A 16,321-nucleotide genomic window follows, 5' to 3' on the forward strand; every position below is an offset into this window, starting at 1 on the left:
TTTTTACTGCTAAAAGCAATAAGATATGACAATTGTAATAACATTTATTCGGTTATTTACTTGAGTATAATTTGAATATGGGATTAACTACATCAGAAATAAGTTCATTATGGGGTACTTATATGAGTGATAATATGGCAATATGCATCATTGAGTTCTTCTTAAACAATGTAAAAGATGAAGATGCTCGACAATCACTACAGATTGCATTATTCCAAGAAATCAATAATCTATATAGATGATTTTTTTATTATCTGATTTAGGACACTACTTACTTAGATAGGAGCAACCCTGTCATTAACTTAACTACGAAAAACTATAGTATTCATAAGTGTCACTATGCTCCCATTATGCCTACTACAATAAGATTTAGTATTAAACTGGTTATTTGAATGAGATTTAATCCAAACCACATATCACGCCCCATATAATCAGCTTATATCATTCTTCACCGCAAACACAGCCAATTGAATCCTGCCCCTTAGATTAAGCTTTCTTAATATAATTGATATGGTATTTCTTACCGTTCCTTCAGATATAAACAATTCATTTGCAATATCTTTATTATCCTTGCCCTCGACCACCATGTTTATTATATTGATTTCCCTGGGGGTTAAGGTATTAGTTAAATCGACTTTTTGGATAACTGAAAATTTCTGCTTATGACTAACATTCTTTACTATACTTGGGAATGCATCTCTATGAAGTATTCTCAGACCTGCCGCAGCACTTTTTATTGCCAGTATGAGTTCTGAAGGCTTTATATCCTTCAATATGTATCCATCTGCACCGTTTTCCAGGGCTTTTGATATATTCTCATCAAGGTTAAATGTTGTAAGAATAATAACTTTTATATTTGGATACTTTTGTTTAATAAGTTGTGTACTCTCTACTCCATCTAATTTGGGCATCACAATATCCATCAGGACAACATCAGGTGCCTCATTGTCACAAAGATTTAACGCGACTCTTCCATCTCCTGCAAGTCCGATCACTTTTATTTCAGGATCTTGCTCAACTAAATATTTAATCCCCTCACGAATTATTTCCTGATCATCTGCAATAATTACTTTAATCATCCATATACCCCACCAAGGAATGACGAAAACACTAATAATATGTATAAGTCTCATTTGATATTTTAGTTATTCCTAAATTAAAATAAAATTAAGAGTCCTCAATTGGAATCTCTATATTTATATAAAACCCCTCTTTACCGTCCGACCCATATCTCAGGACGCCTGACACAGAGGCTATTCTTTGCCTCATGCTCCTTAAGCCCAAACCCTCTTCGATGTCCATGCATCCCTTACCGTTATCGGCTATAAAAAGCTTAATTTTATTATTTGCAAGCTTTAAGACAATATCGATCTCCGTGGGCCTTCCATGACGCAAGGCATTTGTAACCGATTCCTGACAACATCTGGATATTATTGTAGCATATTTTGTCGGAATTTTCATGGCTGTTTTGTCTACAGAAAAGTTGAATTCAACTCCTGTATATTTAAAATTATTAATCATACTTTCAATTGCAGCTACAATATTATTTTCTTCAAGCTCCTCAGGTACAAGTCCGGATATAGACCTTCGGATTTTTCCAAGGCTTGTCCTGGCAATCTCTGCTGCCTCTTCAAGCCTTTCAACAGTTTTATCAACGTCCTTGACACAAGAAACCTTGCTGACTTCCAAAAGTGTCAGAAGCAGTGCCATCGAATGACCTACAGTATCATGTACATCCTTTGCCATCCTGTTCCGTTCACGCACTACAGAAAGTTCTTCTATTGTATCAGCATACTTCTTCAGCTGTGCTGGAGGTAGTTAGATTATTACCGTTTCCGCTGGAGTCACTAAGGCTGTTGTCGAATTTCCATATTGCAACAGCTGATGAAAGTGGCGTCGGTGTCGGAGTATTTGTTGGTGTTGGTATTTTTGTAGGCGTATTGGTTGGCGTAGGTGTCTTTGTTGGGGTATTTGTTGGTGTGCTCACAGGTGTGTTCGATGGTGTATTTGTTGGAGATACAGTATTGGCTTGATTGAATAGTGTCGTCACTTCTGTATCAGTCAATGCTTTGTTGTCAAATATCACCTGATCTGATACTGATGTTTTTATCCAGAATGACACTGAAAAATCTCCTGTACCAAAATTGAGTGAAGCACTGTTTGGAACTTCTACATAGCCAGAGTTGTTGAATGCAAGTCCGCTTTTGTTCATGCCTGTTGTAACTGTTGGCAGAGTTGTCCCCTTAAAAGTGCCACCGTTGCTGTAGCCACTCGTATCGGCAGCAGCGCCGTTATCAAAGCTACAGCTTAGAACCGGCGTTGAAAAGGAACCTGTTGTAGTCGCATTAGTTAATAATGGCATAGACTGAATGGACAATAAGCCTGCCAAGGTAAATGCCATTATCTTTTTAACAACTTTTCTTTTTACCTTCATTTCATAGACCCCCCGTAATTTTAATTTTCTTAACTATTATATTAAACCCATCATCATATAAAAAAGATGTCATGTCTCCATTTCCATTGTATAATTTGCATTACTTTTTATCAGAATGTAATGGAGATTAATGACACCTGTCATACTCTGAAATATTTAATTGAATTTGAAAAACTCAACAGAATAGATTAATATCTGCTTGATGCCTGCAATGTTATATAGCCCAGTGACAGAATCATTGAACCTACGCTCATGTTAAAGTACAATATTCCATCAAAAGTTGCTTCAGAGAGGCTTGGACATTCAACTATAGGAATAACACTTGATTTATATTCCCACGCTTTAAATGAAATGCAAGAAGATGCAGCCCAAAAAATAGACGAGGGATTATTCAAAAATAAAGAGGAAAAAGAGGATTAGTATGAATTCAAATGAGTGTTTGCAAAATGTTTGCAAATTGCCAAGATTCATTGATTTTTAAATAAATAAAGGACCTTATCTCATCGACAAAGCCCTTCATTCTGGCGGAGAGAGAGAGATTCGAACTCTCGGACGGGGTTAGCCGTCACACGATTTCCAGTCGTGCGCCTTAGACCAGCTCAGCCATCTCTCCACAAAACATATTAATTTAACACGCTTATACATTTTACAATATCCTTCTTATTAAGTCAACACCCAAAATTTATTAATTTAATAATTTGTATTGTAATTTAATAAATTAATGCTAGAATGATAGTTAAAAAGAAAATCAAAGCGAGACTAAAATATGAACGAATTAAGATATATAAAAGATGTTATTCTAAAATGCAAATATAAGTACATTGCAGGGATTATATGTATTTTCATGGTTGACATACTTCAAATGGTGCTGCCAAAAGTTCTCGGAGTGCTTACAGATAAACTTAAGTCCGGCAATTTTACAAAGGATGATCTAGTAACCTACTCCATCCTCATTGTAGTTGTTTCAATCAGTACAGCTGTATTCCGTTTCTCATGGAGATATCTGGTTTTCGGAGTATCAAAACTTATTGAAAAAACCATAAGAGAAAGACTCTACATACAATATCAAAGGCTGTCACCCAACTATTACAATGTTCATAAGACCGGTGATTTAATGTCCCATGCAACCAATGACATTGATAACATAAGAATGATGGTTGGTCAGGGTGTTGCTCTCATATCCGACAGTCTTCTGCTCCCTGCTGCGATTCTTGTAATGCTTATACTTACTGCAGGCGTTAAGATGACTTTGGCGGCATTTTCTCCCATGATTTTTTTGATTATAGTAGTTGTTTCCAATGTAAAAAATATGCATATACGAATTAACAGAATGCAGGAGGCAATATCCGATCTTACCGAGAAAACCAGAGAAAATATCTCTGGGATAAGGGTCGTTAAGTCTTTTGTACAAGAGAGCGAAGAAGTTGAAAAGTTTAAAAAGTCAAACCTTCACAACAAGGAAATGAACCTTAAATTTGTGCGGATAATGAGTACATTGCATCCATTTGTTATGGCTATATCGTATCTTACATTTGCAATCACCTTATTATACGGGGGCCTAAAGGTCATTTACAGTGAGATAACCATCGGTGAATTCGTTACATTCGCCGGATATCTTTTACAGCTGATATGGCCTATTGCTGCTTTAGGATGGGTTACAAGCATATTCCAAAAAGGTATTGTTTCACTAAAGAGGGTTAATATCTTAATGGATGAAAATCCCGATATTGTTGATTCTGATGATTCTATCTCAATAGACAGCCTTGACTGGAAAATAGAAATGAAACACTTGAATTTTACATATCCGGAAAGCCATACCCCATCATTGGAAAATATCAATATTTCATTAAAAAAAGGCAAAACCCTTGCGATATGCGGTAAAACAGGCAGTGGTAAAACAACACTCATAAACCTTATTCCAAGGCTCTTTAATGCCAGTGCGGGAACCCTCTTTATAGATGATGTGGATATTAACAGAATTTCACTTTCGTCCCTCAGAAAAAATATAGGATATGTACCGCAGGACACAATACTTTTTTCGGCAACAATAAAAGAAAACATCTGCTTTTTCAGGGACTTTGATGATGAGAGCATCATAAAAGCTGCAAAAGCTGCTGGAATTCACAATGATATAATTGATTTTCCGAGGCAGTATGAAACTATTGTTGGAGAGCGTGGAGTGAATCTTTCCGGCGGACAAAAACAGAGGATTTCTATAGCAAGAGCTATTATCGGCAATCCGTCTCTACTTGTTCTTGACGACTGTTTGTCTGCTGTGGACACCCATACCGAGGCACTGATATTAGGAGCTCTTAAAGAGATAATGAAGGAAAGAACAAGCATAATCGTTTCACATAGGATATCCGCTATAAAAGATGCCGATGAAATAATAATGCTTGATGAAGGTCGTATAATTGAAAGAGGAAATCACGATTCCCTCCTTGAGCAAAAAGGAATATACTGTGAGCTTTACCAAAAGCAGCTTCTTGCTGCAAAAATTGAGGAGGAGGAATAAATATGTCGGAAGAAAATTTAGGCTTTAATGAAGAAGAGGATCTGGGTAAAAATTATGACTCCAGGCTTATGAAAAGACTTCTTAAATATGCCAAACCATATAGGCTGTTTTTTGCAATATCCATAATTCTTCTTTTTGCTACAACCCTGACCGATCTATCAGGTCCTCTAATTATGAAAAAGGTTATAGATGATTACCTTTACGGATACACAAAGCCGCTGGTAGCTACCGCTGCAGCTCCGAATGAAAAATCAATTGACGGCAAAAAGTTTACACAAGTTGATGGTATATTAAATGTTGCAAATCCGGATAGTATTTACTCAATGATCTATGTAGGCAAGAAGGCATACCTTGTTAAAGGCCACTTACAAAACATCCCAAACTCAGCAGGCTTAATAGTTAATGATCAGGCAGGCAGTTTGGTTTATAAAACAAAAGACGGCAGTTTCCCTGCTAAAAGCCTAACCAAAGATGAAATAAAGATTTTAAGATCTAAAGACATAAGCTCTGTAAAATTATTGGGCTTCATGTTTATCGGCATTATAGTATTAGGGTTTCTGCTGAATTTCTTACAAATATCACTTTTAAGCTATACCAGCCAGACAATCATTTTCAATATGAGAATGGAAATTTTCAACCACATTCAAAAGCTCCCGCTGAGCTTCTTTGATAAAAACCCTGTGGGAAGGCTTGTGACAAGGGTAATAAGCGATACTGAAAATCTTAATGATATGTATACCAATGTGCTGGTTAACCTTATAAAAGACATTTCCATATTAGCTGGAATATCCATCATTATGTTAAGTCTTAATTTCAAGCTTGCACTTATTGTTCTGGCAGTTCTGCCTATTGTTGCGGTTGCTGCAGGGATATTCAGAATAAAAATACGTGCAATATACAGGTCTGTGAGGGTAGCCCTTGCTAAAATTAATGCTGCAATGTATGAGAATATCTCAGGCATGAGAATAATACAGGTTTTTGGAAGAGAAAAGGAAAACTTTAAGAAGTTTGAAGAAATAAACACATCTTATTATAAAGCCGGAATGAAAGAAGTTGTTGCTTTCGGTTTGTTCAGGCCTCTAAATGACCTGGTAGCTGCACTGTGTTTATCTGTGCTTCTATGGTTTGCAGGCGGTGATGTAATAAGCGGAAGTCTGCAATTTGGAGTTATGTTTGCCTTCGTTAACTATATCACCATGTTCTTCCAACCCATTAATGATTTATCTGAAAAGTACAACATACTTCAGTCATCCATGGCATCTTCAGAAAGAATTTTTCTCATACTTGATACACTTGCAGAAGAAGACACTGGGAATGATTTACCTAAAACCAGCAGTATTAAAGGGGACATTGAATTTAAAAATGTATGGTTCGCATATAATAATGAAGAATGGGTATTAAGAGATGTAAGCTTTCAGGTTCCAAAGGGCAAAACCGTAGCTATAGTAGGTGCAACAGGTGCAGGTAAAACCTCTATCATAAATCTTATAAACAGGCTTTATGAAATTCAAAAGGGTGAAATAAACATTGACGGTATAAATGTAAAATCAATAAGCAAAAAGTCTTTAAGGCAGCTAATGTCGGTTGTTCTCCAGGATGTATTTTTATTTGGCGGTACAATCAAGGATAATATAAAGCTGAATAACAAAAATATTACCGATGAAAATGTTATAGGTGCATCACAAAACGTTAATGCCGACAAGTTTATTATGAACTTTGATAATGGGTATGATGAAGAAGTCAGAGAACGCGGTGCCACACTCTCAGCAGGTCAGAGGCAGCTTTTGGCTTTTGCAAGAGCACTTGCCTATAATCCTTCAATATTGATACTTGATGAGGCTACAGCCAATATTGATACTGAAACAGAGCTTCTCATACAGGATGCACTGGAAAAAATAACAAAAAACCGAACAACAATAGTCATTGCTCATAGACTTTCAACAATCCAGCATGCTGATATGATTATAGTACTTCATAAGGGCAAAATAAGAGAGACAGGAAGTCATCAGGAGTTGCTTGCAAAGAAAGGCATGTACTTCAACTTATACAATCTGCAGTATAAAAACGTCAATAATGTATAAAAATTTAGAATATACTGTAAGATTGTATCGCTTTAAATACTTTCATATTGAATAAAGGGTTTTATTCCGATATAATTTAATAATACCCTAAAAACTACTTATATAGGAGGTTAATCTAATTAATGGAAATCATAATCAGTTTTTTTAAAAGAGAATCCACTAGAAGGATTATGATTCTTCTGATACTCACATTATTTTTGTATTTCATGAGAAGCATGTTAAACCTTTTTCTGCTTACATTTATCTTTACATACCTCATGTACAGAGCACAAAGCTTTATCAGCTCTAAAATACCAAGAGTAGTAAAGGTAAAGCAAAAAGTAGTAACTGTGGGCCTTTACCTTTTTCTGGCATTAGCAGTCACTGTCGGTTTATATAATTTCCTGCCTTTGGTAATCGGTGAGATTAAGAATGTAATAAATCAGGTTTATAATTATTATAACCAACCTCATGAGACAGCACTGGAAAAAAATATAATGTCCTTTTTGAAACAATTTAATATAAAGGATATAAAGTTATCAGATTATTTGCATCAAGGTCTCGATATAATGGCTAAGTCAGCCAGCAGTATAAGCAAATTGGGCCTGGACATTTTCTTATCCATTATCCTCAGTCTGTTCTTCCTTTTGGAAAAAAACAGGATATATAGATTTGTTTCCAAGTTTAAGAGCAGCAAACTTTCGATCTTTTACAATGAAATTGAATACTTTGGCAAAAAGTTTGTAAACTCCTTTGGTAAGGTCATAGAAGCCCAATTTGCCATAGCATTTATAAACTGCATTCTGTCTACTATAGCCCTATACATTTTAGGCTTTAGTCAGGTGCTAGGCTTAGGGTTGATGATTTTTATCCTTGGTCTCATTCCGGTAGCCGGTGTTTTTATTTCCCTTGTTCCGCTTAGCCTTATTGCATTTAATAACGGAGGCATAAACCTTGTCCTTGTAGTCTGGATATTGATTGCTGTCCTTCACGCACTGGAGGCATATGTACTAAATCCTAAACTCATGTCCTCAAAAACAGAACTGCCTGTGTTTCTCACATTTATTATACTTCTTGTAGGTGAGCACTTCTTTAAGGTATGGGGGCTAATAATAGGTATACCAATATTCATGTTTGTATTAGATCTTGTAGATATAAAAAGTGGTGATGATCATCACAAAAGCTCTAAACTCTTTAAAAAGAATAAGTAGCACATAAAAAAAAGCCCTCAACCAGTTCAGCAAACTGATTTGAGGGCTTTTTATATGCAACTGGTTCAGCAATGATTAAAGCATTTTTACCAGTCTGTTATTTATCTCTTTCAAAAACTCTTCTGTATTAACTACCTTCTTGTCTTTTACTTCAGATAATTGTGCCAAGTCCTTTGTCATTACACCTTCTTCAATTGTAAGAAGTGATGCTTTTTCAAGTTTATCGGCAAACTCAACAAGCTCATTTATTCCGTCCATCTCACCGCGTTTTCTAAGAGCTCCGGTCCATGCAAACAATGTAGCCATTGAGTTAGTTGATGTTTCCTGACCCTTAAGATGCTGGTAATAATGTCTCTGAACTGTTCCGTGTGCAGCTTCAAACTCATAATATCCTTCAGGTGATACCAAAACAGATGTCATCATTGCAAGACTTCCAAAAGCTGTTGCAACCATATCTGACATAACATCACCGTCATAGTTCTTACAAGCCCAGATATATCCGCCTTCTGATCTTATAACACGAGCTACTGCATCGTCTATCAGTGTATAGAAATATTCAATTCCTGCTGCTTCAAATTTCTGTTTATATTCTTTATCATAGATTTCCTGGAAGATATCCTTAAATGTGTGGTCATATTTTTTTGAAATTGTATCCTTTGTAGCAAACCATAAATCCTGCTTCATATCAAGTGCATAATTAAAGCATGCTCTTGCAAAACTTTCAATCGATTTGTCCAGATTGTGCATTCCGAGAATTATTCCTGCACCATCAAAATCATGAATGGTCTGTTTGGTAACTTCTCCGCTTTCTGATGTAAATACAAGTTCTGCCTTTCCAGCACCTTCAACACGGTATTCAACGTCTCTGTAAACATCACCGTATGCATGTCTTGCAATTGTTATTGGCTTTTTCCAAGTACTTACAAAAGGTTTGATGCTGTCTACAATGATCGGTGCTCTGAATACTGTTCCGTCTAAAATTGCCCTTATAGTTCCATTTGGGCTTTTCCACATCTGCTTCAAGTTGTATTCTGTCATCCTGTCAGCATTCGGAGTAATTGTTGCACATTTTACACCAACACCATACTTCTTAATTGCATTTGCCGAATCAACTGTAACCTGGTCGTCTGTCTTGTCCCTGTATTCCAGACCCAAATCATAGTACTCGGTTTTAAGGTCTATGTATGGCTCAAGTAAAATATCCTTTATCATTTTCCAGATGATTCGAGTCATTTCGTCTCCATCCATCTCAACAAGAGGAACATTCATTTTAATTTTGTCCATTTCAATTCTCCTTTTCTCCATATCCATATAAAATATAGTAGGGCTTAAATATAATTATATTCAAAAGCTTATTTAACCAAGCTATATTTCAATTTAGCCATCACTCTTTTTTCATCTTATTTTAATTTAAAATCACTATATAATCAAGATGTAATTAAAATAAAATCAATATTTAAAAATGCTTTCCATATAATCATTCTTTGTCTGGTTAAAATGCCTTGAGACAACGTAAAAATCCCTCACGTTTATCACACCATCCATATTAAAGTCTATACTTTCATCATATTTATAATCCCCAGATGTTGAATTAAATAAAAGTGCAAGTTTTATAATATCTATTAAATTTATAACTCCGTCTTGATTCGCATCTCCGCACCAGATAATGATGGGATTATTCTTCTTCCATAAGACCATGTTTCCCTCGATGGCACCGGTATTTATATTGCACGTAAAATAGTTAGGTTTCGAAATTTCTAGATTATATCCGGTCTCATTTGCCTTTAAGCCGTTTACTTCAAAGTACCCATGTTCATCTGTGACAGTAGAAATATCTATTCCCTGAACTCTAATTATAAATCCTTCCATTACAATTGGATTATCGTTTGCCGTTATAAAGTCAGGCATAATATATCCACTTGCTGTAAAAAGAGTCTCAGGAGTCGATCCAGGCAATGTGGCAGTTGCAGGTGTTATAGTTTGACTTGTCGGAGTTACTGTCTCAGTAGGTGTATATGCAGCTGTAGGTGTAAATGTCTGTGTTGATGTTAATGTCGGCGTAGGCGTCAGTGTAGGTATTGCTGGAGTTGGTGTTGGCGTTGGTGTCCATGTTGGTGTAGCCGATGCTGTTGGTACAAGCAGCCATGTTGGTGTTGCTGTTGGTGTTGCTGTTGGTGTTGCTGTTGGTGTTGCTGTTTCTGTTGGTGGTGCTGCTGTTATCGATGGAGTTGTTGTAACAGTAGGCACATTATTATTATGCAAAATAAAGGTCATGCTATCACCTACATCACTTATATCAGAAATGGCAAATCCTGAGTTTTCTTTATTCCACCATGCTGAATTTGGTGATGTATTGAAATCAAACCTGTCCTTATAACCACTGTGAAACAAGTCTCCCTCTCCCCCTTCATTAATGTCATTCTCCATTTCATACAATCCATCTGCTTGCTCAAGTGACACCATATAGTGGCTGTCACTTGACATATTTTGATAATCATTTTTCCCATTTACATCTATATGCCATATAACAAGGCCTTCATCAGGTATTTTTGACCATCTCCCTTTTTTTACAACACTTTCAACAACAAAGAACTCATTTGCATTAGGCCCGTAATAAACAAAAACATCTGAAGAATTGGATTTAATTGTTACCTGCGTTTTATCAGGCAAATCATTGAGCCTAGTAATGCTTCCCCACCCTGACATAAAACTTCTTAAAAATGCATTTGGAGGTTGAGGATTTGTTTTATCGTTACTTCCCATAATACAATACTGCCCTACTCCATTTGAATCCTGCTGATAGTCATATAAATCAGGATACTCACAAACCAAGTGGCAATTTTCATGAACCAAAGTTCCTATAGAAGGACTTGCGTCAATATTGCTGATCTGGTACCTGCTAATATATACATCCCCACAATAAAACTTCTCAATCTCTCCTTGATGAGGCCATAGACCTGATCCCCACTCTATACCCGGCTCCCCTGCATATAACACGTTAACAGCCATTACCATTTTGTTGCTGTCTGTTGTTAGCTTTGCAAAGTCATACCCGTTTTGTTTCATAAACTCCAATGCCTCATTTACAAGTTCCTTGTCCCTGCCATTGGCATTAATGTCACTATAATAAGATTTTGGATTTTTGGCTCTGTAATAGCCAAATACGTTATTAGTATACAAAAGTTTACCTTCTGATATGTCAAAAAAATAATCTCTCATTGATCCATTATTATTAAATCCGCTGTATCCTTCTTTATTAATAAGGTCATCCATTTCTTCTTTTGATATTTCCCACGGGCAATCTGAGAAATCAATAAGTATTGTCAATCCGGTGATGATACTAGTGGTTTTACCGGAAATGGCAAAATTCATAGGTAATGCATATGACTGCAGCATCATTAAATTTAACAACAAAAAGAATGCAGCCAAGGAAGAAAGCTTCATTATTTGTTTCATTTTGTTCCTCCCCACCAATGTGATTGTTATATAATTAGTCATGATCAAAAAATTCTTCCGCTATGAATTTGGCTCATGTGTTGACTTAACTCGTCAACATCCGCGTAGAAAGCGGAAGAAATTTTTCATTCATGCCATAAATAGCAAAACGAACTGCTAAATACCTTAGTAGTTCGTTTTATACCATTACAGACTATTCTTTTTACTTATCCTAAACAACAGTTCTTCGTCCTACAATGATAGGCCATTCATCATCGCCTTTAAGGTTTTTCCCTTCTGTAATAAGGACATTTTTATCTACGACAGCATATTGCAGGGATGAACCTGATTCTATGACCGATCCCTGCATTATTATACTATTTTTAATACAAGCTCCCTTTTTTACGGTAACACCTCTAAAAAGAACGCTATTCTCTACAGTACCTTCAATAATACATCCGTCACCGATAATGGAATTCCTAACCTCAGCCTCATCATTATACTTGGCAGGTGGTTCATCCTTAACCTTTGTATATATTTTACCGCCGTCAACAAACAGCTGGCAGCATACATCAGGGTCTAAAAGCTCCATATTGCACCTGTAATACATTTTAATAGAGCTTATGCTTCTCCAATAGCTGTTAAACCTATAGCCGTAAATTTTAAGTGAATCCAGCTTTTTAATCAGTACATCCCTCACAAAGTCATAATTGCCATGAGCTATGCACTCTTCCAAAAGATATATCAGAAGCTCACGCTTCATTACATAAATCCCCATAGAACCCAATGTTCCTTTAGGTCTTAAGGGCTTTTCCTCAAAATCTGTTATTCTTTCATTATTATCAACCGATAGGATACCCATAATCGGTAAATCCTCAGGATATAAATCACTCATATCCCTGTATGCTATCGTTATATCAGCACCCTTATCTATATGGTAATCAAGGAGCTTTTCAAAATTAATCTTGCAAACACTGTTTCCTACCGATATAATTACATACTCCTGACTGCTTCGTAGTAAATATGTAAGGTTGTTATACATGGCATCTGCAGTACCTTTATACCAGCCTGAGCCATCATCTGAAAGATATGGCGGAAATATAAACAAGCCACCATTTTCCCTATCAAGATCCCACTCTTTTCCTGTACCCAAATGATCCATCAGAGAACGGAAATTATACTGTGTTAGTACCCCAATATTAGTTATACCTGAATTAACCATGTTAGACAGCACAAAATCAATTGCTCTGTACTTACCGCCTACAGGAATAGCCGCTGTAGCCCTGATTGCCGATAACTCCTTCATACCGCTTTTGTTGCCGCCTGTAAGAATAATTCCCATTGCATTTTTCAATCGCACACACCGCCTTTAAATACACTTTTTCCTGACGGAACATTAAGTGAACAATAATCGTCAGTAGTAACAAATCTGTCTATAACAACATTTTTACCTAGCTCTGCACCATCCGGGACATATGAACTTTCACCCACTACAGTAATTCCAGAGTAGTAGATCGCTGGCTTTAACTCATTTTCCACCACTTCACCTACTCCTATTTTTACATCATCTCCTATTATTACGCTTTCTCCCAATATACTTTTGTTAATATATGAGTTAGCCCCCAATTTTACAGTTTGTCATTATTATGGAATCTTCAATCACAGTGTTCTCATCAATAAAGACTCCAGGGAAAATGACTGAATTGCGAACTGTACCATAAATCATACAGCCTTCTGTAACTATAGATGTTTTGACAACTCCATTAGGCCCAATATAATGCGCAGGCTTTATGGGATTTGGAGTATATATCTTCCATGTGGGATCAAAAAGATTGAATATTGGAACTCTTTGGATAAGATCCATATTTGATTCCCAGAAGGCTTGAATAGTACCAACATCTCTCCAATACCCCTCAAACTGATACGCCCACATTCTTTTTCCATCTTTCAACATGTTGGGTATGATGTTTTTACCAAAGTCATTCTCAGACGCAGTATCATCATTATCCTTTACAAGATATTCTCTTAAAACATCCCAAGTAAATATGTAAATACCCATAGATGCCAAGGTACTTTTCGGGCTTTTGGGTTTTTCTTCAAATTCAATTATGCTGCCATCCGGGTTAGTATTCATAATTCCATATCTGCTAGCTTCGTCATAAGGCACATTAATAACAGAAATTGTTGCATCGGCCTTATTCTTCTTGTGATGCTCAAGCATAAGTGAATAATCCATTTTATAAATGTGATCACCGGATAAAATTACTACATATTCAGGAGAAATTTTATCGACAAAATGGATGTTCTGGTAAACCGCATTTGCAGTTCCCTTATACCACTCACCCACTTCTTCCTTCATATATGGTGAAAGAATTGTAACTCCACCATCCATCCTATCAAGATCCCAGGGTTTGCCAATACCGATATGTGCATTAAGTTCTAAAGGTTGGTACTGAGTCAGGACACCAACAGTTTCAATTCCTGAGTTTATACAGTTACTTAGGGAAAAATCGATTATTCTGTATTTCCCGCCGTATGAAACAGCTGGCTTTGCGACATTCTTAGTGAGGACTCCGAGTCTGCTTCCTTGACCGCCTGCTAATAATAGTGCTATCATTTCCGTTTTACTCATGAAATCATCTCCCCATAAAAGATATAGTAATATATTCTTGGAGGGTTTACAATACTTTTTTGAAAACCCCGGGCAAATATTTATATCGAATAATTATCTAGTATACTTTATATTTTTTTATAAATTTTACCTCATTGATATTTTGCTCTTAAAATTGTAATATTAGTATTAGGACTTATCAAGTAATATTTTTATCAAATATTAAATTTTACATATTATTTTTTAGTTATTTTAATACGACATTTACTAATATATTACCTTTTTAATTTTATTTAAACCGCACTAATTATTTTATATTATTTAAAAAGCATTTATTACTATTATTAAGACATGAACAAAATCACTTGTGAATTAGATATCCAAGGGAGGAAATATTATGAAACCTGTTAAACTTGGCATTTTAGGATGTGGAATTGCTGCGAAGGACCTTCATTGGCCTGCATTGAAGCAAATGAAGGAAAAGTTTGAAATTGTCACAGTATGCAATCATACAGAAGAAAAGGCAAAGGAATTTGCACAAATGGTAGGAAATGTCCCCTACCTCACAGACTATAAACAAATTTTAGCAAATCCTGAGATTGAGGCTGTAAGCATTTTACTTCCGATACACCTGAATCATCAAGTAACCAAAGAAGCTCTTGAAGCTGGAAAACATGTAATAGTGGAAAAACCCATTGCCGCTAATATGAAGGAAGCAGAAGATATGTTGAGCTTCGAAAAAAATACAAAACAGTGATGATGGTGGCAGAAAACTTCAGGTATGATCCCTTTAACATTAGGATTAAAGAGCTTTTAGACAGCGGCAGTATAGGAAAGCCTTACTCTGCATTCTGGGATTGTTTTGATCTTTTGGAAACCAGCAATAAATATGCCCAAACCCAGTGGCGTATAAAGCATCAATACCCAGGTGGTTTTATAACAGACGGCGGTGTACATAACATAGCTGTTTTCCGTGATCTTTTCGGCGAAATACACTCAGGAAAAGCAATCACCAGGAGCATTAATCCCGACCTGGGAGAAATAGACTCAATGAGTTTTCTCTTTAACACCTCCAGCAATGTAAGCTGCGTATTCAATTATTATTTCAGCTCAGTGGGTTACCAGGAAAGAATGTTAAAAATACTGGGAACAGAAGGTACTATGGTTATAAAGGATAAAAATATAGCCATAAAAAAGAAAAACACACCTGATTATATTGAAACAGTCCAATCTCAAGGTGGATATAAGGAAGAATTCGAAAACTTCTACGATGCAATAAGAAACGGTCAGAAGGTTAAGTGCACATTCCTTGATGCTTACAAGGATTTAAAAGCACTAATTGATGCTTTAGAATCCGCTATTAATATTTAGGCATGTATAATAAAGGGGCTCACGCAAAACATGTCTCAGATATTTTGCATGAACCCCTTTAGGCATGTTGAAAATATAACTACTTTGTACCTGTGGAACCGAATCCGCCTCCACGATCCATACCAATATCCTGTACAGAGTCCACCATCTCAAAAACAATTTGGGGAACAACCTGCAAGGTTATTTGGGCAACCCGGTCTCCCTTTTTTATGGAATACGTTCCATTAATATTGCCTATACTGCTAATAGGCAGTAAGTCATCGGTATCCTTTTTGGATGATGTGTTGGTCATAATAATTCCAACCTCACCTCTGTATCCGCTGTCAATGGTACCCGGACTATTGGATACCCTTAGTGGCGTCTTATATGATATACCGCTTCGAGGCCTTACCTGTAACTCGAAACCCTCAGGTATGGCAACCTTTAGTCCCGTAGGTATAATCACTGTTTCACCAGGTGCTATTACTACATCTTCCGCTGCTAAAATATCCATCCCTGCATCTCCATGTCTGGCATACTCAGGAAGAGTCACGCCTTTTCTACAAATTTCTACAAAAATTTTAACCTCATTTGAATGCATTTATACCTCAATCCTCTCATTTTATATGAATTTTACATACCATTTTTTTCTTTGTGTTATACTCCTAAAAAAATCACAAAGTGATTTTTCAACCTTGATAGTTG

14 protein-coding genes, 1 tRNA gene and 1 pseudogene are annotated in these 16,321 nt (G+C 36.2%); 7 read left to right on the top strand and 9 right to left on the bottom strand.

Annotated features, from left to right (window positions below):
* Window positions 1-77 precede the first annotated feature (77 nt).
* A complete protein-coding gene (locus Bccel_RS29120; protein WP_081926740.1) occupies window positions 78-242 on the top strand; it encodes a DUF3231 family protein in 165 nt (54 codons plus the stop codon).
* Between the two features lie 189 nt (window positions 243-431).
* Here the strand turns inward: Bccel_RS29120 and Bccel_RS19170 are convergent, their stop codons facing one another.
* From Bccel_RS19170 to Bccel_RS19180, 3 genes are all read right to left on the bottom strand, one after another.
* The gene (locus Bccel_RS19170; RefSeq protein ID WP_036936448.1) at window positions 432-1,079 is read right to left on the bottom strand and encodes a response regulator; all 648 of its coding nucleotides are present in this window, start codon (window positions 1,077-1,079) and stop codon (window positions 432-434) included.
* A gap of 88 nt (window positions 1,080-1,167) precedes the next feature.
* Complete coding sequence (locus tag Bccel_RS19175; RefSeq protein WP_036936446.1) at window positions 1,168-1,746, bottom strand: sensor histidine kinase; 579 nt, start codon at window positions 1,744-1,746, stop codon at window positions 1,168-1,170.
* 40 nt (window positions 1,747-1,786) lie between these two features.
* Window positions 1,787-2,434, bottom strand: coding sequence for a botulinum neurotoxin N-terminal receptor binding domain-containing protein (locus Bccel_RS19180; protein WP_036936444.1), 648 nt, complete (start codon window positions 2,432-2,434; stop codon window positions 1,787-1,789).
* A 252-nt stretch (window positions 2,435-2,686) separates the two neighbouring features.
* Between Bccel_RS19180 and Bccel_RS30750 the strand changes: the two genes are divergently transcribed.
* Window positions 2,687-2,854 (top strand): hypothetical protein, encoded by a 168-nt coding sequence (locus Bccel_RS30750; protein WP_162838934.1) that lies wholly within the window; start codon window positions 2,687-2,689, stop codon window positions 2,852-2,854.
* Between the two features lie 102 nt (window positions 2,855-2,956).
* Here Bccel_RS30750 and Bccel_RS19185 read toward each other — a convergent pair.
* A tRNA-Ser gene (locus Bccel_RS19185) sits at window positions 2,957-3,047 on the bottom strand.
* A 153-nt stretch (window positions 3,048-3,200) separates the two neighbouring features.
* On the opposite strand from Bccel_RS19185, the gene Bccel_RS19190 reads away from it, so the two are divergent.
* The 3 genes from Bccel_RS19190 (at window position 3,201) to Bccel_RS19200 (ending at window position 8,220) form a co-directional block, all read left to right on the top strand.
* Window positions 3,201-4,949, top strand: a complete 1,749-nt coding sequence (locus tag Bccel_RS19190) for an ABC transporter ATP-binding protein (RefSeq protein WP_036936440.1) — start codon at window positions 3,201-3,203, stop codon at window positions 4,947-4,949.
* Between the two features lie 2 nt (window positions 4,950-4,951).
* The gene (locus tag Bccel_RS19195; protein ID WP_036936437.1) at window positions 4,952-7,030 is read left to right on the top strand and encodes an ABC transporter ATP-binding protein; all 2,079 of its coding nucleotides are present in this window, start codon (window positions 4,952-4,954) and stop codon (window positions 7,028-7,030) included.
* Window positions 7,031-7,152: 122 nt separating this feature from the next.
* A complete protein-coding gene (locus Bccel_RS19200) occupies window positions 7,153-8,220 on the top strand; it encodes an AI-2E family transporter (RefSeq protein WP_036936433.1) in 1,068 nt (355 codons plus the stop codon).
* Between the two features lie 75 nt (window positions 8,221-8,295).
* Here the strand turns inward: Bccel_RS19200 and Bccel_RS19205 are convergent, their stop codons facing one another.
* From Bccel_RS19205 to Bccel_RS19220, 4 genes and pseudogenes are all read right to left on the bottom strand, one after another.
* Complete coding sequence (locus tag Bccel_RS19205) at window positions 8,296-9,504, bottom strand: NADP-dependent isocitrate dehydrogenase (RefSeq protein ID WP_036936430.1); 1,209 nt, start codon at window positions 9,502-9,504, stop codon at window positions 8,296-8,298.
* Between the two features lie 165 nt (window positions 9,505-9,669).
* Entirely contained in the window at window positions 9,670-11,676 is a 2,007-nt protein-coding gene (locus tag Bccel_RS19210; RefSeq protein ID WP_050753644.1) for a M6 family metalloprotease domain-containing protein, read from the bottom strand.
* A 211-nt stretch (window positions 11,677-11,887) separates the two neighbouring features.
* Window positions 11,888-13,009: a glucose-1-phosphate adenylyltransferase subunit GlgD gene (glgD, locus tag Bccel_RS19215; protein WP_036936427.1), complete on the bottom strand. Its 1,122-nt coding sequence runs from the start codon at window positions 13,007-13,009 to the stop codon at window positions 11,888-11,890.
* Window positions 13,006-14,287 (bottom strand): annotated as a pseudogene (locus Bccel_RS19220) (glucose-1-phosphate adenylyltransferase). The gene glgD and the pseudogene Bccel_RS19220 overlap by 4 nt, the downstream one beginning before the upstream one ends.
* 376 nt (window positions 14,288-14,663) lie before the next feature.
* On the opposite strand from Bccel_RS19220, the gene Bccel_RS19225 reads away from it, so the two are divergent.
* Window positions 14,664-15,023, top strand: a complete 360-nt coding sequence (locus Bccel_RS19225; RefSeq protein ID WP_050753645.1) for a Gfo/Idh/MocA family protein — start codon at window positions 14,664-14,666, stop codon at window positions 15,021-15,023.
* Window positions 15,023-15,637 (top strand): Gfo/Idh/MocA family protein, encoded by a 615-nt coding sequence (locus Bccel_RS19230; protein WP_050753646.1) that lies wholly within the window; start codon window positions 15,023-15,025, stop codon window positions 15,635-15,637. Before Bccel_RS19225 ends, Bccel_RS19230 begins: the two co-directional genes overlap by 1 nt.
* A 79-nt stretch (window positions 15,638-15,716) precedes the next feature.
* Here Bccel_RS19230 and dut read toward each other — a convergent pair whose 3' ends face one another.
* Window positions 15,717-16,217 (bottom strand): dUTP diphosphatase, encoded by a 501-nt coding sequence (gene dut, locus Bccel_RS19235; RefSeq protein ID WP_036936421.1) that lies wholly within the window; start codon window positions 16,215-16,217, stop codon window positions 15,717-15,719.
* Window positions 16,218-16,321: the final 104 nt, after the last annotated feature.

Origin of the sequence: Pseudobacteroides cellulosolvens ATCC 35603 = DSM 2933 (assembly GCF_001262605.1) — a bacterium.
In the GTDB taxonomy this organism is placed as follows: domain Bacteria; phylum Bacillota; class Clostridia; order Acetivibrionales; family DSM-2933; genus Pseudobacteroides; species Pseudobacteroides cellulosolvens.